We start from the raw sequence: 21,663 nt of genomic DNA, 5'->3' as shown, positions 1-21,663 counted from the left end.
AGCGCCGCCCGTGTTCGGGTACGGAGCGACAGACCTCAAAAAATGCAGGCGTAGGCTGGTACTATGCCCGGGTAAACTGAATCCTTACTGAATTTCCAGTACTAAAACTTTGTGTTTAAATTCAGTCCCACCCGCCAATGCGTTCAGGTAAACCTGGGAGTGATCATGCGGTTGTTACTTGTTGAAGATGATCCCCTGCTTGCGGACAGCCTGAACCGCCAGCTGAGCGCTGCCGGTTTTTCCGTTGACCAGATAGGTACGGCCGCGGGCGCTATCCAGTTGGGTCAGCAGGAAAACTACCGGATTGTGGTGCTGGATCTGGGCCTGCCCGACGGCAATGGCCTTGATGTGCTGAAACTCTGGCGGGCAGGCAAGTCGTTAACCCCGGTGCTGATCCTCACGGCCCGAGGCAATTGGCAGGACAAGGTGAACGGCCTCAAGGCCGGCGCCGACGATTACCTGGCCAAACCTTTCCAGATTGAAGAACTGCTGGCTCGGCTGGGTGCCCTTATTCGTCGCAGCGAGGGCCGTGTTGAGTCGTGCATACGTGCCGGCGGCTTTGAGCTGGACGAAAATCGCCAGCGCCTGCGAACTCCGTCGGGTCAGGAGCACTCCCTCACAGGCACGGAATTTCGGCTCCTGAGATGTCTGATGAGCCGGCCTGGGCAGCTCTACTCCAAAGAGCAGCTCCTGGAACAGCTTTATAGCCTGAGTGATGCCCCAACCGGCAATACCATCGAAGCCTACATCCGCCGGCTCAGGAAACTGATCGGTCACGACGCCATCTCCACGCGTCGGGGCCAGGGTTATATTTTCAATGCGCTGGATTAGGCCGGCGCGCTCAATACGGCAACGGCTTCTGATCATGCTGTTGCCCACCACCATTGCGCTGATGACGGCCGCCTGGCTGGTGCATGGCCTGTTACTGGAACGCATGACCAACGACTTTGTGGAAAGCCGCCTGCAGGATGAAGTCGCCTTCCTCGAGCACCAGCTTCGCCAATCCGGCCAGGCGGGCATCCGTGATATCGCCGAAGGCAACTATTTTGAGGAAGTCTTTCACCACGCCTTTGCCTTACGCGTCGGGTCCGATGTCCATATTTCGCCCGAACTCTGGGGCGGCGCACTGAAACCCTTGCTCTCCGATGCCAGCAGCGGTTTTATCCGCTCTTCTCCTGCCGCGGATTCTGGCAAAGCCGTTACTGACTTTCTCGCCTACCGTCGTGTCCTGACCATCAACGGCGAGCCCGTGGTGATCGTTGTTGCCGAAGACCTTACCAGCCTGGAACATAGCCAGCGGGAACTGCATCTCTGGACCGCTGTCGTATCGGCCGGGCTGCTTGTGCTTCTTGTACTTGCGATCTGGCTCGCCATCCGTCTGGCCCTGGGTTCAGTGAGTCAGCTTCGGTACGCTCTGCAAGCGCTGCAACAGGGTGAACAGACCCGGCTCGATGTAAACGTCCCAGATGAGTTCCAGCCTTTGGTTAAACAGCTTAACCAGCTACTGGACACCCTCGATCAGCGCCTGACCCGGTCCCGTGAGGCCCTGGCCAACCTCTCCCACAGCATCAAGACACCCATATCAGCGCTTCGGCAGGTGCTGGAGGACGATACCCGTGACCTCGACCTGCCCCTGCGAAAACACATGGCCCAACGCCTGTCAGACATAGACCGGCAATTGGAAGCGGAAATGCGTCGCAGCCAGTTCGCCGGGCCACAGATCGGTAAATCAGCGCCGCCGGCGGTCCAGGCAAGGGATCTGCTCTGGATGCTGGGGCGGCTTTATCCGGAGAAACAGTTTGAACTGGAGACCGCCCTCAATCCGGATCATCGCTGGCCAATTGAAGAGCATGACCTTAGTGAAATCCTGGGTAATTTACTCGACAATGCAGGGAAATGGGCGGAAAACTCCATCACCCTGAGCCTGGAAGAACACCGGGAACAGCTGCTGATAACCGTGTCTGACGATGGGCCAGGGGTAGACCCGGCCTTGCTCAGCGAGCTTGGCACCCGAGGCATGCGGCTCGACCAGCAAGTGCCTGGCCACGGGCTGGGGCTTGCCATAGTCCGCGAAATAACCGATCGCTACGGAGGCACACTGGTATTCAGGCCCGGTCCCAGGGGCGGCCTTGAGGCCAGGGTAGCCCTGCCGGTTGCCGGCTTGCCCGCTAAAGCCAGGTCAGAATCAGGACAATAACCACCATCACCAGTACCGTGCGATGGCGCAGATGTCGTTCCTGCTCATCTGCCCACAGGCCGATGGCGGCTCGAGTATGCAGCATCAACCTGGCGGCCATTCCGCCCGAGCCGAGCCGGGTGCCCAGCCTGGCCACGCCCCCCGCCCCCTTTTTGACGGACCCGGCCAGCAATTCAAGGACAACCACACCATCCCCCTGGGGAATGGCCGGCGCCCGGGAAACCAGCCGGCCGGCAACCAAGCCAATCGCCAGACCGGTCAGCAGGGGCCAGGACAGCTGCCACAACTTGGCCCCTGAGGGCAGCCACACAGGCGCTTTCACCAGCCCATCCACCTGCCAGGGCATGACCCAGAACAGCACCAGGCTGGTGGCCGTAGCGGCACTCCAGCCCAGCCAGAGCACGTTTGGCCGGCCGCCAGTCTTGACCTTGGCTGGCAGCACATACAGGAAACGCAAAACCAGCAGCAGGGTGGCCACAGAGATTGCCGTAGATACCATTGAAAGATGCCCTGCCCAGGCAAACCCCAGACCCTCCGACGCCAGCGCCTCTTTACTCGCCAGTTTGGCCAGGGCACCGCTGGTAAAGGGAAGGCCGGCCAGGGACAGACCCGGCAGCGCTATCAGCAGCCAGACCAGACCACGGGCCCACCTTCCGGACGGCAAAGCCACGGCGGTGGAAAGAAACAGCACGCCCTTGGCGAAGCCATGGTGAAGGGCGTACAGGGCAATAACCGGCAGCAGCACAGGGGCTCTTTGCGGATCCGAAAGGGCGACTCCGGTCATAATGGTCATCAGACCCATCTGGCTGATACTGGAATAGGCCAGCACGGCCTTGGGGTCACGTTGGCAGACACCCACCACGGCGGCGCCCAGGCCAGCCACTGCCCCGAACAAAGCAAGGGTACTTCCGGCGCCAGGCGATGCCAGTTCACCCAACGGCAAAACCAGCAGCCAGCCCAGCAGACCGGCCTTGATCATGGCGCCACTTAAAACGGCACTGGCCGGGGTCGGCGCGACCGGATGCGCCAGGGGCAGCCAGAAATGCAGCAATGGCAGGCCGGCCTTGACCCCGAAACCCGCCACCAACAAGGTTACGATGAGGTCCTGGTTGTCGGCATTGACGATGGCCGCCGGAATGTCCGCCATCAACAGGCTGCCTGCCTGCTGAGCCACCATGATGAAGCCTGCCAGCATGGCCATCTCGCCAAGCATGCCCATGGTGATGTATACCCTTCCGGCACGACGGCTATTGTCCGTTCCCTCGTGGACCACCAGCCCATAGGCGGCAAAGGTCATCAGGGCAAAGAAACTGTAGAAGCTGGCGATGTCGCCGGCCATGATCAGGCCGAGATTGCCGGCCAGGGTGAACCCCCAGCACACGCAGAACCTGCGCAGGTGTTCTGGCCCCATGTATCCGATGGCGAAGCAGCCTGCGGTCGTCCAGAGCCCGGCCGTCAGCAGCAGGAACAGCTGCCGTAGTTCATCCATTTGCCAGACACTGCCCATCAGCAGGGCCGGCAGCTCCAGCTCCCAACCCGGTGTGCTGAATATCGCCACAAAGAGCGCCGGCAAGGGTAGCAACGGGAGCGCGTAAGTCATGAGCCTGGCCCAGTCAGGGCGCAGGGCCAGCAGGGGAAATAGCAGCGGGAGCAACACACTGGCAAGCACCAGTGGGGGGAACAGGGCCATCACGACCAGAACTCCTTGGAAGCGATCAGCTCTGCCCAGGACAGAGGACTGAACTGCATGGCTGCCAACAGCCCGAACAGTACCGTTATGACCGCGGTAACGACCGGGGGCCATAGCAGCAGGGCCTTGGTTTCAAACCGGCCCCAGCTCTGTTCTTCGGGCCAGGCGTTGGGCGCCTTGCGGAACCACAGACGGTGGATTATGGGCAGAAAATAGGCGGCATTGAGCAGGCTGCTTATCAGCAACACACCTATCACCCATCCCATGTCCGCCGCCAGCGCACCGGTGCCGAGAGTCCACTTGGTAATGAAACCGGCCAGGGGTGGCGCCCCGATCATGCCAAACGCCCCTATGGTAAAGGCGACAGAAGTACCGGGCATCCGGCGTCCGGCACCATCCAGTTCGTCAATCCGGTGCACCCCCAGGGTTTCGGCGTAGTTTCCGGCACAGAAGAACAGCGTTATTTTCATCATGCCCTGATGTAGCAGGTGCACCAGCCCACCCGCGGTGCCGATGGGTCCCAGCAGGGTAAGCCCCAGGATGATGTACGAGATCTGGCTGATGGTGGAGTAGGCCAGTCGGCGCTTCAGGTCCGACTGCATCAGCGCCCTGACTGAACCAAAGAGAATGGTGAAGGCCGCCAGCCACCCCAGCGGTTCCAGCAGACCCAGTTCGTGGGTAAATTCAGTGCCGTAGAGATCAAACACCACCCGGACGATGCCAAAGGCCCCGGCCTTGACCACCGCGACCGCGTGCAGCAGGGCACTAACCGGCGCTGGCGCCACCATGGCCTGGGGTAGCCAGCCATGGAGCGGAAACAGGGCCGCCTTTACGCCAAGGCCGGCAATCAGGATCACGAACACAATGCGCAGGGAATCCCACAGGGCGGGATCGGTTTCGCCCAGCTGTCCGGCCTGGCCAAATTCCAAGCCACCTGCCAGGCCGTGCATCCAGGCAACCCCCAGCAGAAGCACAGCACCGCCGGTAAGGGTATAGAAAATGTAGGTGCGCCCTGCCCTGAGCGCCTGGGCCGTGCCCCGGTGAACGATGAGCGGATAGGTGGATAACGTCAGCATTTCGTAAAACAGAAAGAAGGTGAACAGGTTACCCGCAAGGGCAATCCCCATGGTGCTGGCGACGCAGAGACTGAAAAAGCCGAAAAAGCGGCTACGATTGGGCGAATGTTCAAGGTAGCCCACGGCATAGAGGGTGGTCAGGAACCAGAGCACCGCTGACAAGCCGGCGAAAATCATTGAGAGGGCATCGGCCTTGAGCAGAAACTCAACCCCTGGCATGACCGTAAATCCGATCCGGTACTCAGTGTCGTGAAAGACGCCCCATGCCATGAACGCAACCAGCCCCATCTTCAACAGAGCGGCTACCAGGTTGACTGTCGTCTGCAGCCGATAGCTTTTCTCCGGCAGGGAGAAGATCACCACCGAGGCCACCAGCGACGTCAGCAACGCAAACAGGGGCAGCAGGGACGGCAGACTCATGGCACCGACCCCTCACCGAAGGGGCGCCCGAGCAGGGTCAGCATGGGGTCCACTACCAGGCCTAGCCCCAGGGCCAGCAGCGCCAGAATCATCGGCACCAGCTCAAGGCTGCGAGGGGGGTGATAGAACTCATCCAGGTCGCTGTCCTGAACGAAGGACGCCTGGTAGATACGGAACACGTAAAGTGCCGACAGTAGCCCTCCGGCCAGCAGCACCAGCGCCCACCACCACTGGCCACTTGCCAGGCTGGCCTGCAGTAGCAGCCATTTGGCGGCGAAACCACCGGATGGAGGCAGGCCCATCAGGGACACACCGGCAAGGCCAAAGGAAAACAGCGAAAAAGGCAGGAAGCGCCCGACCCCCGCCAACGCGTCAACTTCGCCGCTTCGCACTGACAGGATCAGATTGCCTGCGGCAAGAAACATGGCCCCCTTGGCCAGGGCGTGACTGACTACCTGCAGCGTCACGCCCTGCTGGGCCTGCAGCGACACAGCCTCGCTTACCGACAGGGTGAGCGGGAATAACAGAAACAGATACCCTATCTGCGCCACTGACGAGTAGGCCACCACCTGTTTGAGCTTTTTCTGACGCAAGGCCAGCCAACTGCCCCAGACCACCGCAGCGCTTCCGAGCACCCCCAGCACCTGGGCCAGAGCCAGGCTGCCGGCCTCATGCCCGAGCTCCAGCCACAGCCGCGCCGCTATATAAAACGAAGCCTTCACCACCAGTCCGGACATGAGTCCACTCACCGGGGACTTGGCGACACCATGGGCCGGTGGCAGCCAGCCATGCATGGGGAAGAGCGCGCTCTTTACCGCCAGCCCGCCCAGCATCAATGCCAGGGGCAGGGTCATGCCCACACCATTCTCAGCCTGGAGCTCCCGGACAACCGCCAGTGACAGGACCCCGAACTCGCCATACACGAGCGCCACCCCGAGCAGGTAGGCCATGGACCCGACCAGGGCAACCAACAGGTATCTCAGCGCTGCACGCAGGGCATCGGCCTGGCCGCCCACCGCCACCAGCCCTACGGCCGTCAGGGTGATCACCTCCAGCCCGACATAGAGGTTGAACAGATCACCACTCAACCAGACGCTGTTCAGTGCGGCCCATAAAAACCAGAACAGGGGCCAGAAGTGTTTCTGCCAGGGTTTGTCGCTGTCCAGGTACATGCCCGCGTGCCAGCCACAGGCGGTGGCCACGGTGGCAGTCAGCAGCACGAATATGATCGCCAGCCCATCCACCCGAAGCTCGATACCAAGGGGGGCATCCCATCCGCCCAGCCCGTGGTAAAACTCACCCCTATCGACAACCAGCAGCCAGACCCCGACGGACACCAGAACCTGCACCAGCATGCCCAGCCAGCTGACCCACCGGCCATTACGAAAGCTGAGCAGAAGCGTGATGGCCGCCCAGGCAAGAGGTGTGAACAGCAGGCCGGCCATTAACCAGGTGGTCATAAAGCGCCGTCCTTTCTGGACCCTGGATCGTCATCATTGTTTCGACGGCCGGATTCTGCGCTGGATTCAAGTACCGTCTGCCCGGTCAGGTAGTAGTATCGCCTGATCAGCACAAGGGCCAGAGCCGTCGCTGAAACGGCAACCACAATACCCGTCAGAACCAGGGCCTGGGGCACCGGGTCCATGCCGGGCTCAGCGCCGCCCCCATGTTGCGCAAGTCCGACGAGTATGAGGAAGATACCAGAGCCCATGATGTTGAACGCCAGCAGTTTGCGCAGCAGGTGGGAGAGCAGGATGAAGCCTCCGAGCCCCATCCCGCAGAGCACCACACCACCGAAGGCGTAAAGAAGGTGGGCACTCATACCGGGTCGTCCTCTTCCCCATACTCGTTGACAGGTCCCGCCACGAACAGCGCCAGCAACACCATGCCAATGGACAGGGTAAGAACGGCCTCGATTGTGACGATGAGCACCTTGGTCCAGCCCTCTGGGTAATCCAGAAAGGCTTCGCCGGCAAAGGCACTGGCAAGCGCCACCACGAGGAACACCGCGAAACCCAGAACGAGCCCCAGCCGAAGCAGGATACCCGGGCGCAGGAAATTCATCGGCCGGGCCCCGAGTCGCATCAGTACTCCGGCCGCAGCCAGCACAGCACCAGCCTGGAACGCACCTCCGGGACGATCCGAGCCGGCCCATAACAGGTAACCGGCCACCATGAGCATCAGCGGCACGAACCAGCGCTGCAGGGCAAAAAGCAGCTCATTGCTGGTGCGCAGCTCGGGGTCTTCAAGGGTCGGAGTTCTGGCCATGGAGATGCCTGTCATGGCGGCAATCACTAAAACGCCGATTTCAAGCAGGGTATCGTAGCTGCGGAAGTTCAGAAGCACCGCAGTGACCGGGTTTTTTACCCCACTCTCAGAAAGCTTTTCAGCCACCATTGCAGGAAGCTGCACCAGGGCTGGTGTCTGGGCAATATCCCACACCGTAACGGCGAGCAAACCGGTGAAGGCGACGCAGACCGCCAGCACGACAAAAGTGGCGAACCAAGCCTTCATGTTCCTGCCTCCGGGCTTTGGTCTGCCGAGGCACTCCGTTTTCGTGTCTGCCCCCTGCGCAACTGACTGACCGCGTCGAGGAACAGCACGCCACTCAGACCAGCCCCGATGGCTGCCTCCGCAAGGGCGATATTGGGCGCATCCAGCCGGACCCAACAGGCCGCCATAACCAGGCCAAAGGCGATGAACAGCACCACGGCCCGAAACAGGTCACGGGACACCAGCGTTGCCGAGGCGGTCATCAGAAGGGTGAATACCAGCAAACCGTCAAGCAGCCATTCGGTCATTCGCTCCTCCCGGTACTGTCGGTTTCAGAGGACTCAACGGCTCGGGCAATGAGGTGCGCCGAGGTGGCACTGGTGGCCAGAACCACCAACCAGATCAGGATCATTTTCAGCCCTGCGGCCACACCAGGCATGGAGGGCAGAAGACCCAGTACAATCAGGCCCAGTCCCAGGTTGTCTGCCTTGGTCAATGCGTGAAGTCGGGTTACCGCATCAGGGAGGCGAAACAACCCCAGTGTCCCTACTGCGAAAAAACCACAGCCAGTCGCCAGTAGCAGAACCTGCAGAGCGCTGATCAATGCATCAATCATCGGGGTCCCCATCTGGCTCACGGTCAATGCGAACCACCCGGGTCACAAAGGCGGCCACCGCCATAACCGCAAGGATCGCCAGTACCAGAGCTACATCCCGCAGCGACGCCATAGCCTGGGCTTCCGCCAGCACAAGCATCAGCGCAACCCCGGTCGTGCCGAACAGCTGGGAAGCCAGCATCCGGTCGGCCGCAGCCGGGCCACGCCAGATACGCAGCAGGCCCACCAGCAATGTCAGCAGAAGGAAGGTAGCCACCACATAGAACACAAGAGTCATTGCTCAACCTCGTGCCGGGAGCGCTGGCTGAACATGGCTGCCACCCGTGCTTCGGTATCTCTGAAGTCGTCTTCTGTAACCGCGGTGATATCCAGACAGTGCAATTCCAGACAGTCACCCTTCAGGTTGGCACTGATCGTTCCGGGGGTTAGTGAAAGAGTATTGGCCAACAGCCAGCGCGGCCCGTTTTTCGGAAGCGTGGTATAAAAGGTGCGGTAGCCTGGCTTGATGTCGAGACGGGGTTTGAGCAGCCTGTGGGCCACATCCGTACCTCCGGCAACGGATCGCAGCAGGAAATGAACCGTGAAACCGACAGCGGCGACCGGGCGGATCCTGTAGCGGGAGGCAGGAAAAAGACCAAGGGAAATCAGAGTGATGGCAACGGTAATCACAAGGCCCGCGGTCAGGCCTGAGCTATCGCCTTCTGTGAGCACCCACCAGAGCAGATACAGTGCCAGGCCCCTGAACACACCATCCCTGACTGCCTCCATACACTCTCCTTGTGTGGCCAACCCGACATGTTCCCGCCGGTCAGTTGCCCAGTACCAGGGAGACCATGAGCGGAATATAGACAAGAGCAAACAGCGTGCTCAATAACGTTGTTCCCGCTGCCTGTCGCCAGGATGTATCCAGCAGTGTGGCAATCACCACCGTATTGGCGGCCATGGGAGTAATGGAGATCAGGAACAATGCCTTATAGACGGCCAGGTCGTAGAAATTGAAATACCGGCTATCAAGCCACCATAGCAACAGCGTAGCCAAGGGCCACACCACAAACTTACCGAAGAATGCCACCCCTGTGAAGCGCACGTTACCCGCCAGACCCCGCATGCTCGAGATGCTCATGCCGATGATCATCATTCCCAGAATACTGTAGGCGCCGCGGAGGTTGTCGAACAGAGGCAGGAATACATCAGGAATGCTGATGTCCGAAAGGTTCAGGACAACGGCCAGGGCAAAGGCATAGACCGAGGGCAGCCGGGCAACCCGCTGCAGACATTCGGCGACACCGTAACGTCCCCGGGCGGCTATATAGAATCCGAGCGAGGTCTCGAACAGAGTGGTGCCCAGCATACAGACGATATAAAGCCCGACGCCCTGCTCGCCGAACAGGAGCAGTGCCACCGGGATACCAAAGTAACCGGTGTTGCCAGTGCCCGCGGCCAGGGGCATGATATTGGCGCTGCCATCTTTCAGCCAACGCCGGCCCGCCAGCATGCTTGCCACCCCAACCACCGCAGAGAGCGTAAACGTCAGCAAGGGCAGCAGGATGACTTCCGTCGTAAGGGGCGCGTTCATCACGCCGTAAAAGATGACCGAGGGTGTAACGATGTACAGCATGATACCGGCAATGTGCCGGCCACTGGCTTCCAGATATCGCCCAGCCACCCACCCCAGCAAAACGGTTATATAGAGGGGAATCAGCTTATAGAAAAGTGCCAGCGCCGCTGCCATGGCCAGTCCTTGGAGAAGCCGGAGAAGAAGCTGCGCAGTCTATCACCAGGTCAGAAAAAAAGCTGGCCCCGGGTCAGGAGCCAGCTTGCCGGAGGAAGCGACGAATCAGGGATTCTTCACGTAGGCATTCTTGCGCAGGTAGAACCACCAGTTCACCACCAGGCAAACGGCATAGAAGACTGCGAAGCCATACATGGCGTATTCCGGAGTACCTGCCTGTATCTGTTCGCCCATCACCCTTGGGGCGATAAACGCGCCGTAGGCTGCGACAGCTGAGGTCCAGCCCAGTACCGGGCCTTTTTGCTGCTGGTTGAAGATAAAGCCAATGCTGCGGAAGGTGGAGCCGTTGCCGATACCGCTGGCGGCGAACAGAACAATGAACAGAATAAGGAACAGGGCAAAGTAGCTGTTCGGGTCCTCGGAGTTGTACGCCAGCATCATGACGTAGCCGGTCGCGACCGACGCAAACACCATCACTACGGAAATGATCTGGGTCACGATGGCGCCGCCCACCTTATCGGATACCCAGCCGCCCACCGGGCGGATCAGTGCGCCCACGAATGGACCGATCCACGCCCAGGTCAGGGCGCTGGGCGCATCCGGGTTTGCGACCCGGGACAAGGTTCCGTCAGCACCAACTTCCATCATGTTTCCGAAAATGACACTGATGGAGAGGGGAAGGGCCGCTGAAAATCCAATGAAGGAACCAAAGGTGAGAATGTACAGCACGGTCATTGCCCAGGTGTGCTTGTTGTTGAAAATCGCAAACTGGGCCTGGATGTTCGGCTTGATGTCCCCGGGGATCAGGCGCAGCAGGACCAGCGTGAGAGCGATGGTTAATGGCAGCGCAACCCACATATTGAGCACACTGAGGGCATAGAGGCCAGCAACCGCAGCCACCAGACCAACGCCGTAAAGCCCGAGGATCTTGCCGAACGCCGATAGCGGATGGCCGGGGTTGGGCGTCACCACCCTGAGGTTGTTCATGCCAAACCAGCCGGCAAAAGCCAGGGGAATCAGGAACACCAGCCAGATGAAGCCGGCGTTCTGGATCCAGGTATCAGTACCTGCTTCAATGCGACCAATGAGCGTGCCACTGGCATTCTGCAACGGCATGGGATCGCCAGCAAGTGCGCCGAATATGCCCACAGTCATCACCAGCGGGATCACCACCTGCATGGTTGTAACGCCAAAGTTGCCCAGGCCCGCATTCATGCCCAGACCGTAGCCCTGCTTATGCTTGGGATAGAAGGTGCTGATGTTGCTCATGGAGCAGGCGAAGTTACCGCCACCAATACCGGACAGAAGGGCCAGCGCCTGGAAGACGATAAAGGGTGTGTCCGGGTTCATCAGGGCAATACCGGTGCCCGCTGCCGGGATCATCAGCAGGGCGGTGGTCAGGAAGATGGTATTGCGGCCACCGGCGATCTTGATCATGAAGGAAGCCGGGATTCTCAGTGTCGCCCCGGACAAGCCTGCCACGGCGGAAAGCATGAAGAGCTGGTCGATAGTGAACGGGAAACCCAGGTTTTTCATCTGGGTAGTGATCATGCCCCACATCAGCCAGACCGCAAAACCTACCAGCAGGCTGGGTATGGAGATCCAGAGGTTACGGTTGGCGATGCGCTTGCCCTCGCGCTCCCAGAATTCTTTATCCTCGACATCCCAATGCTCGATGTCGGCGTTAGTCTTGGCCATGGCTCTACTCCCTAATCGTGGTTGCCCCATGCGGTAAATGCGGGATATGCCAAGTGTGCAAAGGAAGGGCCTCCGGCGGGGTTGACCGATATCAAGGACTTGCACTGGCTGTTCTGAACGACAGCAAAGAGGCTTTACAGGAGCTTCACCCGTCCTTTTTTTATATACAATATCAGTTACTTAAAACACACATAGCCCAATATGGGTAGAAATTCCGGTGATCAGCGCAGCGGAGGTAGCCCTTTTAAACCCGCCGAAACCGAGCCTCGATTAGACATGAAAAAAGCCCGGAAGGCTTTCGCCAACCGGGCCTGAGTTTCCTCGTCAGCTATCAGGCAGAAGCCTTCCGCAGCTTTTCCTCGGCTTCGATCTGCCGATCGACAGAAGACACATAGTATTCCTCGTCAAACCCGCTTTCGGGCTCTTTCAGCCACATCAGGCAGAGCAGCCAGCTGACAAAGGCACCGCCGGCGATAATGTAGAAGAACTGGCTCGGGGTGACGAAGGTGAAGATGGTCAGATAGACCACCGCCCCGACGTTGCCATAGGCACCGGCCATGCCGGAGATCTGTCCGGTCAGCCGCCGTTTGATGGATGGGATTATGCCAAAGGTCGCGCCCTCTGCGCCCTGCACGAAGAACGAAGTAAAGACGGTAATGGCAACGGCTATGATCAGCGGCCAGCTGGAGTTCATCCAGCCCATGAGGGCAAAGCCTATGGAAATGCCAAACATGTAGGCCAGCATCACGAAACGCCGGTTACCCATACGGTCTGACACAAGGCCGCCCATGGGCCGGGCCACCAGGTTGACGAAGGCGAAGGAGGCGGCGATCAGACCGGCTGCAGCAGCGTTCAGGCTCCAGGTTTCCTCGAAAAACATGGGCAGCATGGATACCACCGCAAGCTCGGCGCCGAAATTGGCAAAGTAGGTGCTGTTCAGCGCTGCAACGCTGTTGAAGGGGTACTTGTCATCCTCTGGAACGCCCTTTTTCAGTAGCGGAACATTGACCCGAAGGATCTGGATAATCTGATAGCAAACCACGGCTACGATAGCGGCATAACAGACAGCAGCCCAGGTCGGGGACAGATACCCCATGCTCTGGATGCGCCATACCAGTATCGCCAGCACGCCGATCAAAGGAATGGTCCAGAGAATCAGCTTGATCATGTCACCCCAGGAGCTGACCTCCAGGGCCACCGCCTTGCGGGGCTTGCGGTGCACGGTGCCGACCGGGCCATCGGTAATGGCAAACCAGTAGTAGACGCCGTAGGCCGCCATGAAGATGGCGCTCTGGGCGATGGCCCAGCGCCAGCCGTCGTCACCACCGTACATGTGCAGTGCGATGGTAGGCAGGCTGATGGCAGCCGCTGCGGAACCGAAGTTGCCCCAGCCGGCGTAGAAGCCCTCGGCGAACCCGATGTCCCTGGGCTTGAACCACATGGCGGTCATGTGGATGCCTACCACGAAGCTGGCGCCAATGGAGCTCAGCACCAGCCGGCTGACCAGCAGCTGCATCATGGTGGTACCAAAGGCGAACATCAGCGCCGGTATGGCCATCAGCACCATAAGTACCGAAAACACCCGGCGCGGGCCAAAGCGGTCAAGAGCCATGCCCACGATGATACGGGCCGGTATGGTGAGGGCGACGTTGCAGATGGCAAACAGCCGGAGGTCGTCGGCGGTCAGCCAGTTCACGCTCTTGAGCATACTGGACGCCAGGGGCGCCATGTTGAACCAGACATAGAAGGTAATGAAAAACGCAATCCAGGTCAGATGCAGGGCTCTGATCTCCGGATTCTTGACACGAAATACAGCGGAAACTTTCATACCAGCCTCCCAGGGCCAAATCGACGAGGAAATTGGGTCGGCTCCCGGCCTATAGGCTGGGTAGCACCAGCAGCGGGCACTGGACCCGACGCGCAAGAAAAGAGCTCACTTTGCCGAAGGTCATATAGTCCAGCTCGTCCACGAAATAGGTCAGTGAGCGCGCAATGAAGCCGCCATCCGGCTGGTCGCTGTGACGGGCAATGACGAGCATGTCGGGTCGGAGTTTGTCGGCGGCGTAGAGGAGCATCTTGCGAGGGTCGCCTTCGAGCATCATGTCGTGTGCGGTAATGTTCTCGTTTTTACAGAACTCCAGCGCTTCGCGAATATGCTCTTTCTGTTCCTCCACCTCTTCCTGGAAGAAGGCTTCATTGGACGACGTGATGTCCCGGGGGTTTTCGGCTACTGACACAAGGGTTAGCTCGGGCTCCAGCCTACCGAACATGGTGATGGTCTGGGCAAGGGCCAGCTTGGCGTTTCGCGAGCCATCGTAAGCGATCATGATTTTCACAGCGCGGCACTCCACTTGTTGTTCCAATGCACGTTGTCAATCAAAGCGCATGGGGTTCCTGAGTTATTGAACGATTACCCCATACCGATGCCGCTTCCCGGTTTGATAAAAATCAATAACCTGCCCCACTACCTCTCTAGAGCAATGCCTGAAATAACCCTGCCCGCCCATTGCCGTCCGAATGCCTACCCCTGCCTCCCCTGTTTGGAATACCCACAATGCCCCGCTGGCGAAAATGGCTTCTTTGGTATTCTGGAGGCTGCCGAATTAGCTGAACGCACCCACCTGCCTGTTCACCAAGGCCTGTTTATGGATACCGCTGCCACCCGATTCGATCAGAACCTTGCCCTGGGCCTTGCCACGGTCGCGTTCACCCTGTGCTTTGCGGTCTGGACGCTGTTTTCCATCATCGGGATCAGAATCCAGCAGGAGTTCGGGCTATCCGAGACCCAGTTGGGGCTGCTGATGGCGACGCCTATCCTGACCGGCGCCATCAGCCGGTTATTCCTGGGCATCTGGGCGGACAGGGTCGGTGGCCGCCGGGTGTTTGGCGTGCTCATGCTGGCCACCTCCGCATGCGTTTATCTGCTTACCCTTGCGGACAGTTATCCGATGTTGCTTGCAGGTGCACTCGGCGTAGGTCTGGCGGGCGGATCGTTCATTGTCGGGGTTATCTATACAGCGCCGTGGTTCGAACCTGAACGGCAGCGTACGGCCCTGGGTATATTTGGCACAGGCAACGCAGGCGCGGCGGTGACTCATTTTTGCGCGCCCTTTCTACTGGTGGCGTTTGGCTGGGAGACCGCAGCCCAGGTCTACGCGGCTGTACTGGCCATGACGGGCGTGGTTTTTTTGGTGCTGGCCAGAGAAGACCCCCTTGCAGGCAGCCGTCACCGGCGTAAACCCCCTTCTTTTGCCCGACAACTGGTTCCCCTGGCGGATCCGAGAGTATGGCGATTTTCCCTGTACTATTTCTTCGTCTTCGGCGCCTTCGTCGCGCTGGCACTCTGGCTGCCCCACTACCTGATGGAGGTCTACGGTCTCAGCCTGGCCGGAGCGGGAATCGCGGCTGCCCTCTACACCCTTCCGGCCTCGGTATTCAGGGTACTTGGCGGTTGGCTATCCGACCGATACGGTGCCCGTTTGGTCATGTACTGGTCCCTGGGCGCCTCGCTTGTCGGCGCCTTTGTGCTCAGCTATCCGCCGACTGAATATGTCATCCAGGGAGTTGAAGGCGACGTGAGTTTTCGCCTTGAGATGGGTCTGGCGGGGTTCGTAGTGCTGACCTTCGCCCTCGGTTTTTTCATGTCCTTGGGCCAGGCTGCGGTGTTCAGGCACATACCTGCCTACTATCCCGGAGGTGTCGGGTCGGTAGGAGGCGTAGTGACTATGATTGGAGGGCTCGGGGGCTTTTTTCTGCCCCTTGGCTTTGGCCTGCTCAACGATGTAACGGGCATCTGGCAAAGCGCGTTCATGCTGCTCTTCGTGATCGTGGCCGTCGCCCTGCTTTCCATGCACTTCTCGGTGCGCGCGGCAGAGAAGAAAGAGTGGCAGGCAGACCAGGAGAAAACCGACCTGCCCGGACTGAGCCGCTAGTGTCGTCTCTAGTTCACCCGCTGACCTTGAGCCCCTGAGTTTTATCAATCCAATTATCGGCTGACTGGCGTAGTCTGGGCCGATCACAGCTGCCCGGAGCCCAACCATGGCCTTTGTTCTACCTCGACCTCCATTCCCAGGCCTGCCAAAACCGGACCTGACCCGCCCGTTAGTTGACCAGACCCTCACGGTTCTCCGGGAATATCTCCCTTCGCCTGCCCCACTGATTAACGCCATCGACCAGCGGATACCAGTACCTGTAAAACAGTTTCTGGCCGAGGCGCCACTGAACCGCATGTTTGCAGGTGCCATTGCCGAAGGGGAGTTCGACGACTTTGACGGCCGGCGTATCAGGCTTGAAATAGCCGGTGGCCAGCCCGGCATTACCCTGGGTTTCTGGTGTGGCCGCCTGCGGATTGTGGATGGCCCGGGAGAAGCCACTATCCGGGGCTCATGGCAGGCTTTTCATACCCTGGCCGAGCGTAAGCAGGATCCTGACCAGCTATTCTTCCAGCGTAAGCTGGTTATCGAAGGCGACACCGAGCTCGGTCTGGGGCTTAAAAATCTGCTGGACAGTCTCGAGTGGGGTTTCAGTCTGCGTTAGTCCGCGCCACCCTATCCATACCCGGTTCGCCATACCAGTAGCCGTTACATGGCGGGGCCTCGGTCAGGGCCAGGGGATCAAACGCCGGGACCTTGCCCCTGCGAGCCGTATCAAATCTTTGGACCACCGCCTCCATGCCCTGAAGCTCGGGACTGAGGCGGACGGTACTGACCCCCATGTCCGCCATCGCGGGCAACTGGCGCAGCAGGTCGTATCGGGAGCCGGACAGCGTCGAAGTCCCGTTCAGCCGGAACAGCTCCTGGGATTCCCTTGATCTCAGACTCAAGCCGTCCGGATGCTGCAGGCACCGGAACTCGCAGTTATCCTTGGGCAGGTTGTAGTGCCGGGCGGTAAAGCATCGCGATGACCATGCCAATGGCAGAAAACCCCAGGAAAACACTTCTGCCGGCAGGTCCAGTCCCTCGGCTTCCAGTTCCTGAATGAGCCGGGCAAGGGTATGCCTGGAAAGCTCCACCGGCAGACACCAACCCTGCAATCCTTTTCCCGCCAGCACTTTCAGGGTGGCGGCGTTATAGGTATTCATCGCCGGGCCTGTAACGAAAGGGATTTCCCTGGCCGTTACCAGTTGCAGCGCGCTCTGGTCGTTTACCTCAACCAGGAAGTCATCCTGCTCGCAGATCCGGCGCAGGCCCCGCAGGTCAGCCTCCGACTCAATCAGGGTAAGCGACGACAAGACCACCTTCTTACCACAGGACTTCAGATCCCTCGCCAGGGCAAACCAGTCGTCCGGTTTGAGTTCCCTCCGTCGGGAGCAGACGGTTTCGCCCAGGTAGACCGTATCAATCGGCCACTCGGCCGCCCTGGCATAGAAGTCGAACACAGTGCATTTGTCCCAGAACCAGAGGATCGGGCCAAGGGAAAGTTTCATCATGGTTATTTCCATTTCCGGTGGTAGGCGCCGAGCGTGGTAAGCCCGCCTTCGGAAAGGCCGGATAGAGTCTCCTGCCAGTTCTGCTGAACCTCAAACTGGTCCGGTTGCCGCGCCAGGCCATCAAGGGCCTGGCGCCAGGTCCGGGCCACGTCCGCGATATAGGAGGGGCTGCGCTGGCGGCCTTCGATTTTGACGGCACTGATACCCAGCTTCTGCAGCTCAGGCAGCAGGTCCATGGTATTCAGGCTCACCGGCTCTTCTATGGCATGGTAGGTTTGGCTCTCAACCTCGAAACGGCCTTTACAGAGCGTGGGATAACCGGCGGATTCGCCCGGTCCATAGCGGTCGATCAGAACCTCATTCAGCCTGGATTCGAGCCCAGAAGGAGTTTCCTGCCAGCGTACCGCCTTGGCAGGGGAGCAGGCGCCCCGGGTGTTTGGCGACTCGTCGGTGAGATAGGACGACAGATAACAACGGCCCTCCGCCATGATGCAGAGACTGCCGAAGGCAAACACTTCCAGCTCCACAGGGCTTTGCCGCGCCACCCCGCGCACCTGGTCCAGGGAAAGCACCCGGGGCAGCACTGCCCGGCGGATATCGAAGTTGTCCTTGTAGAAACGCAGGGCTTCGTAGCTGGTAGCAGAGCCCTGGACCGATAGATGGCGGGGGATGTCCGGGTGCTTGTTCGCGGCATACTCGAGCAGGCCCATATCAGCGAGGATGATGGCATCAACCCCAAGGGCGGCGGCTCGGTCCACAGCCCGGGTCCACTGTTGCCAGCCCTCGGGCTGGGGGTAGGTATTGATGGCGCAGAACACGCGTTTGCCCGCCTTGTGCGCGTACTCAATGCCCTCAGCCGCCCGCTTGTCGTTGAAGTTGAGGCCGGCGAACTGGCGGGCATTAGTGTTATCCCGAAAACCGAAATAGACCGCATCGGCACCGTTATCCACCGCAGTCTTGAGCGCCGGCAGGCTGCCGGCGGGGCACACGAGCTCCATAGTGCTGATCCCTCTGTCAGGCCAGACAAGAACCATACCGGCGACCAGTGAACCGTGCCTTGATGATTATCAGAGCGCCTTTACAGGCGTATATCAAAATGTTGAGTATGGAATGGTTTTATTATCTATTTTACATACATCAATGCAGATGAAAGACTGAAGGCTTATCTGGTTGCCCGGGATACACCATGTCTGATTACCGCTACGCTTCGGCGCCCTGCCTCCTTGCGGACGGCGCTCCGGATATCATCCAACCGGTGCCGCCGACGGACTCGCTCGCGCTTTCAAACAGCCTCAGCCGTGTGTTCGGTATACGTCGGGATGACCGGGAGAGCACTCCGGATAGCCGGTTTATAACCGAGCTTGCGGGGCTTTTCCGGAAGGCTGTGGTGGAGCCTGAAATCGTGCTTGAGCGCCACCAGCGACCCTGGGCCAACGTCTATCTGATTCAGTACGGAGTGGTGAGGCTGTTCCGGGAAGCCGTGTCAGGCAAGGTCGCCATCCACCACTTCTTCTCTGAGGGCGATATGGTCTGGCCGGTGTTTGGCCGCACCCGTACTACGAGAAACACCCTCTGCCTGACTTCCGTTACCCATTGCAAGGTCTGGGTTGCTGGTTTTAGCGCTTTTCGCGCCGCCATTATTAGCCACGGCGAAGAGCGTTGGCCCCGGTTTGCCCTTTCACTGACAGAAGAGCTGGCTGAACTTACCAGCATGCGGGAATTCCGCAAGCAGACGCTGCAGGCTAAGGACCGGTACCGGCTCATGCTCCAGGAATACCCGGAGCTGGTGCAACGGGTGCCGGACAACCAGTTGGCGGCCTGGCTTGGGGTGGCTCCGGCTACCTTTTCCCGACTCAAACATTCAGACGGGTAATCTGTCCTCTACCCTGACTCTCTCGCGGCCGTCACAGGTCATGCAAACCTAGCCGAACAGCAGCGGCTTGGTGAGCGCCAGATGAAAGATCGCCATAATCTGGACCAGTGCCAGCGTGGCGGCAATCAATCGTGGCTGGAGGCCCAGCGACGGCATCAGGGCATAGCGTCCGGCCACAATATAGCCAATGAGCAGTAGTACTTTTGCCGTCAACCAGTGATGGACGAAAGGCATCCAGCCGGTCACGAACAATAACGCGATAGCCGCAACCAGTAGCACGGTATCGTTAATGTGAGGAAACCACCGCAGCGGCGTCTTGCGCCAGCCGGGCCTGCCAAGGGCATCCAGTACCAGGCGCAGAACAAACAGCACGACGGTTATGTAGGCTGCCATCATGTGAATGGCTTTCAGTACCAGGTAACTGCTCATACAGGGGCCTCCACCCTTTCAAGGCTCATCTTGGTTATGACCTGAAAATCGACAGTTGAGATAATCGGTCAGTCGTAGACCATGGGCTTGGAAGAATACCTTAAAAAACAGGCGCAAGCGTCTACTGCAAAATGGGTATATCTCTTGCCATTACATTTATTTATAATACATCTTATGGATTCACCTAACTTCTCCCCAGCGTGTCCATCGGACACCGGAGCTTAATGATGCAAGCCATCCCTACCGGCAATCCTGAGCAACCCGCTTCCATAAGCCTGCTTTTTTCCTATCCGTTTCGCATATTTTTCCTTTCGATGGCCATCCTCGGCCTGTTGTCGATTCCTTTATGGGTGCTTCAGGTCAGCGGGGCCATCAACCTGCCGCTGGCCATGCCCGGCCTGTTCTGGCATCAGCATGAAATGCTGTTCGGGTTTCTGTCTGCGGCCATTGCCGGGTTCCTGCTGACCGCAGTCTGCGTCTGGACCCAGACCCAGAGAACCCACGGCTTCCTGTTACTCATGCTCTGGCTGGTCTGGCTGGCCGGACGCCTGTTGTTGATGTTCGGCGCCGAGGCGCCTGAACGGCTGGTAATGGCAGTGAATCTGGCATTTCTACCCTTGGTCATGCTCGATGCCGGCTGGCGCATCTGGGCGGCCAGACAAAAGCGCCAGTTGATGATCCTGCTGATTCTCGGGCTATTCTGGGCCATGCAGATCGGATTCGTGACCCAGCTGGACTTCCGCTTCAGCTACGGTGCACTGATCATGGCGCTGGCATTAATCAGCATCATTGGCGGGCGCATCACACCGGCATTCTCCACAGGCTGGCTCAGGCAGCAGGGGCTCGATGCCACCGTTGTAAAAACCATGCCCCGGCTTGATTTCGCCCTGCTGGCCAACCTGATCGCCCTCATGCTGTCACTGGTGCTGGGGTGGTCGACGCTCACTGCCGTGCTCGCTCTCACAGCAGCGGTCCTAATGCTGGTCAGACTGGTGGGCTGGAAGGGCTGGCTGACCCGCACCGAACCCCTGCTCTGGATGCTGCATCTGTCCATTCTCTGGGTTCCGGTCAGTCTGGCGCTGCTGGCCGGCAGCCTGCTGGCGGGCTGGCCCACCAGCGCCTGGGCCCACGCCGCAGGCACTGGTGCGGTGGGCTGCCTGATACTTGGGGTTATCGCCCGGGTCGCCCTGGGTCACACCGGCCGGCCCCTTATTCTGCCCCGGGGCATGGTGATGGCGTTCTTTGCCATTCACCTGGCTGCCGTGGTCCGGGTAGTTACTGCGTTCGATGGAATCTCCTGGGCAGCTGGTGTCGGCATCAGCACCTTGCTCTGGATGTTGGCTTACGGGGTCTTTCTCTGGCGGTATACCCGGGTACTGGCAAGTCCGCGACCGGACGGAAAGGAGGGCTAAGGGGTTTGCAGTAGCCCTGGCCGCACCGTATGACGCCGCCAGGGCTCGAAAACTAGCCCGCCAGTTGCGAAAACCCTTCCCGGGCCTGGCGGAAACGGTCCGCCGGGAAGTGGATATTGATGCCTTCGAGTGCCGCGGCCAGCATTTCCAGATGCGCGTCCCAGCCGGCACAGGAAACGGCCATCCGCTCATCCTCCGGCAGGGTCAGGGTGAGCTTCAGCAGCGTGCCCTGCTCCACAGGCTTCAGCTCCCATCTTACCGGCCGCTCCGGGTCAGAGCCGGCGCTCCAGGAATATTCCAGCAACCTTTGATGGCGCAGGGCAGTCACCCGTGAGTCTATGGGGGTGCCGCTCAGACCGAAGTCCACTTTCACCGCTCCTCCCAAACGCAGATCAAGGGTCCCCGGCGCCAGCCAGTTACCAAGGCAGGCGCTGTCGGTCAGCATGGCCCAGACACGCCCAGGATCATGTTCGAATTCTCTTTTAAGACATACGGATACCTGGTTACCCTGAGCTCCGGTTTTACGGGTCAAAAGGCCCCAGACTTCGGCTTTGTCCATGGCGGCTCTCCGGCTTTTTCACTGATAGCGGCCCCGGGAC

The 21,663-nt window shown here is 59.6% G+C and carries 23 protein-coding genes; 6 read left to right on the top strand and 17 right to left on the bottom strand.

The window, feature by feature from the left end; genetic code table 11:
* The first annotated feature begins 165 nt into the window (after positions 1 to 165).
* Together G7W63_RS12205 and G7W63_RS12200 are read left to right on the top strand one after the other, a co-directional pair.
* Complete coding sequence (locus G7W63_RS12205) at positions 166 to 831, top strand: response regulator transcription factor (RefSeq protein ID WP_166258120.1); 666 nt, start codon at positions 166 to 168, stop codon at positions 829 to 831.
* Positions 818 to 2,197, top strand: a complete 1,380-nt coding sequence (locus G7W63_RS12200; RefSeq protein ID WP_166258117.1) for an ATP-binding protein — start codon at positions 818 to 820, stop codon at positions 2,195 to 2,197. The genes G7W63_RS12205 and G7W63_RS12200 overlap by 14 nt, the downstream gene beginning before the upstream one ends.
* On the opposite strand, the gene G7W63_RS12195 is transcribed toward G7W63_RS12200, so the two are convergent.
* The 13 genes from G7W63_RS12195 to G7W63_RS12135 all read right to left on the bottom strand — a co-directional run bounded on the left by G7W63_RS12195 (position 2,169) and on the right by G7W63_RS12135 (position 14,258).
* Complete coding sequence (locus G7W63_RS12195) at positions 2,169 to 3,887, bottom strand: complex I subunit 5 family protein (RefSeq protein WP_166258114.1); 1,719 nt, start codon at positions 3,885 to 3,887, stop codon at positions 2,169 to 2,171. The two genes, G7W63_RS12200 and G7W63_RS12195, sit on opposite strands and share 29 nt — an antisense overlap.
* Positions 3,887 to 5,383, bottom strand: a complete 1,497-nt coding sequence (locus G7W63_RS12190; RefSeq protein WP_166258111.1) for a complex I subunit 5 family protein — start codon at positions 5,381 to 5,383, stop codon at positions 3,887 to 3,889. Before G7W63_RS12190 ends, G7W63_RS12195 begins: the two co-directional genes overlap by 1 nt.
* On the bottom strand, positions 5,380 to 6,843 hold the full coding sequence (locus tag G7W63_RS12185) for a complex I subunit 5 family protein (protein WP_207308939.1): 1,464 nt from the start codon (positions 6,841 to 6,843) through the stop codon (positions 5,380 to 5,382). The genes G7W63_RS12190 and G7W63_RS12185 overlap by 4 nt, the downstream gene beginning before the upstream one ends.
* Positions 6,840 to 7,205, bottom strand: coding sequence for an NADH-quinone oxidoreductase subunit K (locus G7W63_RS12180; protein ID WP_166258108.1), 366 nt, complete (start codon positions 7,203 to 7,205; stop codon positions 6,840 to 6,842). The genes G7W63_RS12185 and G7W63_RS12180 overlap by 4 nt, the downstream gene beginning before the upstream one ends.
* Complete coding sequence (locus G7W63_RS12175) at positions 7,202 to 7,897, bottom strand: Na(+)/H(+) antiporter subunit B (protein WP_166258106.1); 696 nt, start codon at positions 7,895 to 7,897, stop codon at positions 7,202 to 7,204. Before G7W63_RS12175 ends, G7W63_RS12180 begins: the two co-directional genes overlap by 4 nt.
* On the bottom strand, positions 7,894 to 8,184 hold the full coding sequence (locus G7W63_RS12170; RefSeq protein ID WP_166258103.1) for a Na(+)/H(+) antiporter subunit B: 291 nt from the start codon (positions 8,182 to 8,184) through the stop codon (positions 7,894 to 7,896). The genes G7W63_RS12175 and G7W63_RS12170 overlap by 4 nt, the downstream gene beginning before the upstream one ends.
* On the bottom strand, positions 8,181 to 8,492 hold the full coding sequence (locus G7W63_RS12165) for a monovalent cation/H(+) antiporter subunit G (RefSeq protein ID WP_166258100.1): 312 nt from the start codon (positions 8,490 to 8,492) through the stop codon (positions 8,181 to 8,183). Before G7W63_RS12165 ends, G7W63_RS12170 begins: the two co-directional genes overlap by 4 nt.
* Positions 8,485 to 8,769 (bottom strand): MrpF/PhaF family protein, encoded by a 285-nt coding sequence (locus tag G7W63_RS12160; protein WP_166258097.1) that lies wholly within the window; start codon positions 8,767 to 8,769, stop codon positions 8,485 to 8,487. Before G7W63_RS12160 ends, G7W63_RS12165 begins: the two co-directional genes overlap by 8 nt.
* Positions 8,766 to 9,260 (bottom strand): Na+/H+ antiporter subunit E, encoded by a 495-nt coding sequence (locus G7W63_RS12155; protein ID WP_166258094.1) that lies wholly within the window; start codon positions 9,258 to 9,260, stop codon positions 8,766 to 8,768. The genes G7W63_RS12160 and G7W63_RS12155 overlap by 4 nt, the downstream gene beginning before the upstream one ends.
* 40 nt (positions 9,261 to 9,300) lie before the next feature.
* Positions 9,301 to 10,224, bottom strand: coding sequence for an AEC family transporter (locus G7W63_RS12150; protein WP_166258091.1), 924 nt, complete (start codon positions 10,222 to 10,224; stop codon positions 9,301 to 9,303).
* 105 nt (positions 10,225 to 10,329) lie between these two features.
* Positions 10,330 to 11,922 (bottom strand): MFS transporter, encoded by a 1,593-nt coding sequence (locus G7W63_RS12145; RefSeq protein ID WP_166258088.1) that lies wholly within the window; start codon positions 11,920 to 11,922, stop codon positions 10,330 to 10,332.
* Between the two features lie 331 nt (positions 11,923 to 12,253).
* On the bottom strand, positions 12,254 to 13,750 hold the full coding sequence (locus tag G7W63_RS12140; RefSeq protein WP_166258085.1) for an MFS transporter: 1,497 nt from the start codon (positions 13,748 to 13,750) through the stop codon (positions 12,254 to 12,256).
* A gap of 49 nt (positions 13,751 to 13,799) precedes the next feature.
* The gene (locus G7W63_RS12135; RefSeq protein ID WP_166258082.1) at positions 13,800 to 14,258 is read right to left on the bottom strand and encodes a universal stress protein; all 459 of its coding nucleotides are present in this window, start codon (positions 14,256 to 14,258) and stop codon (positions 13,800 to 13,802) included.
* A 309-nt stretch (positions 14,259 to 14,567) separates the two neighbouring features.
* Between G7W63_RS12135 and G7W63_RS12130 the strand changes: the two genes are divergently transcribed.
* A complete protein-coding gene (locus G7W63_RS12130) occupies positions 14,568 to 15,854 on the top strand; it encodes an MFS transporter (protein WP_166258079.1) in 1,287 nt (428 codons plus the stop codon).
* 106 nt (positions 15,855 to 15,960) lie between these two features.
* A complete protein-coding gene (gene ubiT, locus G7W63_RS12125) occupies positions 15,961 to 16,458 on the top strand; it encodes a ubiquinone anaerobic biosynthesis accessory factor UbiT (protein ID WP_166258076.1) in 498 nt (165 codons plus the stop codon).
* Here the strand turns inward: ubiT and G7W63_RS12120 are convergent.
* On the bottom strand, positions 16,445 to 17,350 hold the full coding sequence (locus tag G7W63_RS12120; RefSeq protein WP_166258073.1) for a U32 family peptidase: 906 nt from the start codon (positions 17,348 to 17,350) through the stop codon (positions 16,445 to 16,447). The two genes, ubiT and G7W63_RS12120, sit on opposite strands and share 14 nt — an antisense overlap.
* A gap of 2 nt (positions 17,351 to 17,352) precedes the next feature.
* A complete protein-coding gene (gene ubiU / locus G7W63_RS12115) occupies positions 17,353 to 18,348 on the bottom strand; it encodes a ubiquinone anaerobic biosynthesis protein UbiU (protein ID WP_166258070.1) in 996 nt (331 codons plus the stop codon).
* A gap of 188 nt (positions 18,349 to 18,536) precedes the next feature.
* Between ubiU and G7W63_RS12110 the strand changes: the two genes are divergently transcribed.
* A complete protein-coding gene (locus tag G7W63_RS12110; RefSeq protein WP_166258067.1) occupies positions 18,537 to 19,223 on the top strand; it encodes a Crp/Fnr family transcriptional regulator in 687 nt (228 codons plus the stop codon).
* 48 nt (positions 19,224 to 19,271) lie between these two features.
* Here G7W63_RS12110 and G7W63_RS12105 read toward each other — a convergent pair whose 3' ends face one another.
* Entirely contained in the window at positions 19,272 to 19,652 is a 381-nt protein-coding gene (locus G7W63_RS12105) for a SirB2 family protein (RefSeq protein ID WP_166258064.1), read from the bottom strand.
* A gap of 227 nt (positions 19,653 to 19,879) precedes the next feature.
* Between G7W63_RS12105 and G7W63_RS12100 the strand changes: the two genes are divergently transcribed.
* Positions 19,880 to 21,064: an NnrS family protein gene (locus G7W63_RS12100; RefSeq protein WP_166258393.1), complete on the top strand. Its 1,185-nt coding sequence runs from the start codon at positions 19,880 to 19,882 to the stop codon at positions 21,062 to 21,064.
* A gap of 52 nt (positions 21,065 to 21,116) precedes the next feature.
* Here the strand turns inward: G7W63_RS12100 and G7W63_RS12095 are convergent, their stop codons facing one another.
* A complete protein-coding gene (locus G7W63_RS12095; RefSeq protein ID WP_166258061.1) occupies positions 21,117 to 21,623 on the bottom strand; it encodes an SRPBCC domain-containing protein in 507 nt (168 codons plus the stop codon).
* Positions 21,624 to 21,663: the final 40 nt, after the last annotated feature.

This window comes from Marinobacter salicampi (assembly GCF_011074795.1).
Classification (GTDB): domain Bacteria; phylum Pseudomonadota; class Gammaproteobacteria; order Pseudomonadales; family Oleiphilaceae; genus Marinobacter; species Marinobacter salicampi.
The sequence above is the reverse complement of the archived record's forward strand: the minus strand, read 5'-3'. Positions and strand labels throughout refer to the sequence as shown.

Coding starts and splice junctions, on each gene's coding strand:
- G7W63_RS12130 (WP_166258079.1), top strand. CDS start 14,568: ATGGATACCGCTGCCACCCGATTCGATCAGAACCTTGCCCTGGGCCTT.
- G7W63_RS12165 (WP_166258100.1), bottom strand. CDS start 8,492: ATGATTGATGCATTGATCAGCGCTCTGCAGGTTCTGCTACTGGCGACT.
- G7W63_RS12095 (WP_166258061.1), bottom strand. CDS start 21,623: ATGGACAAAGCCGAAGTCTGGGGCCTTTTGACCCGTAAAACCGGAGCT.
- G7W63_RS12180 (WP_166258108.1), bottom strand. CDS start 7,205: ATGAGTGCCCACCTTCTTTACGCCTTCGGTGGTGTGGTGCTCTGCGGG.
- G7W63_RS12110 (WP_166258067.1), top strand. CDS start 18,537: ATGTCTGATTACCGCTACGCTTCGGCGCCCTGCCTCCTTGCGGACGGC.
- G7W63_RS12105 (WP_166258064.1), bottom strand. CDS start 19,652: ATGAGCAGTTACCTGGTACTGAAAGCCATTCACATGATGGCAGCCTAC.
- G7W63_RS12190 (WP_166258111.1), bottom strand. CDS start 5,383: ATGAGTCTGCCGTCCCTGCTGCCCCTGTTTGCGTTGCTGACGTCGCTG.
- G7W63_RS12200 (WP_166258117.1), top strand. CDS start 818: ATGCGCTGGATTAGGCCGGCGCGCTCAATACGGCAACGGCTTCTGATC.
- G7W63_RS12145 (WP_166258088.1), bottom strand. CDS start 11,922: ATGGCCAAGACTAACGCCGACATCGAGCATTGGGATGTCGAGGATAAA.
- G7W63_RS12155 (WP_166258094.1), bottom strand. CDS start 9,260: ATGGAGGCAGTCAGGGATGGTGTGTTCAGGGGCCTGGCACTGTATCTG.
- G7W63_RS12185 (WP_207308939.1), bottom strand. CDS start 6,843: ATGACCACCTGGTTAATGGCCGGCCTGCTGTTCACACCTCTTGCCTGG.
- G7W63_RS12150 (WP_166258091.1), bottom strand. CDS start 10,224: ATGGCAGCGGCGCTGGCACTTTTCTATAAGCTGATTCCCCTCTATATA.
- G7W63_RS12170 (WP_166258103.1), bottom strand. CDS start 8,184: ATGACCGAATGGCTGCTTGACGGTTTGCTGGTATTCACCCTTCTGATG.
- G7W63_RS12175 (WP_166258106.1), bottom strand. CDS start 7,897: ATGAAGGCTTGGTTCGCCACTTTTGTCGTGCTGGCGGTCTGCGTCGCC.
- G7W63_RS12205 (WP_166258120.1), top strand. CDS start 166: ATGCGGTTGTTACTTGTTGAAGATGATCCCCTGCTTGCGGACAGCCTG.
- G7W63_RS12140 (WP_166258085.1), bottom strand. CDS start 13,750: ATGAAAGTTTCCGCTGTATTTCGTGTCAAGAATCCGGAGATCAGAGCC.
- G7W63_RS12160 (WP_166258097.1), bottom strand. CDS start 8,769: ATGACTCTTGTGTTCTATGTGGTGGCTACCTTCCTTCTGCTGACATTG.
- G7W63_RS12195 (WP_166258114.1), bottom strand. CDS start 3,887: ATGGCCCTGTTCCCCCCACTGGTGCTTGCCAGTGTGTTGCTCCCGCTG.
- ubiT (WP_166258076.1), top strand. CDS start 15,961: ATGGCCTTTGTTCTACCTCGACCTCCATTCCCAGGCCTGCCAAAACCG.
- G7W63_RS12120 (WP_166258073.1), bottom strand. CDS start 17,350: ATGATGAAACTTTCCCTTGGCCCGATCCTCTGGTTCTGGGACAAATGC.
- G7W63_RS12100 (WP_166258393.1), top strand. CDS start 19,880: ATGCAAGCCATCCCTACCGGCAATCCTGAGCAACCCGCTTCCATAAGC.
- ubiU (WP_166258070.1), bottom strand. CDS start 18,348: ATGGAGCTCGTGTGCCCCGCCGGCAGCCTGCCGGCGCTCAAGACTGCG.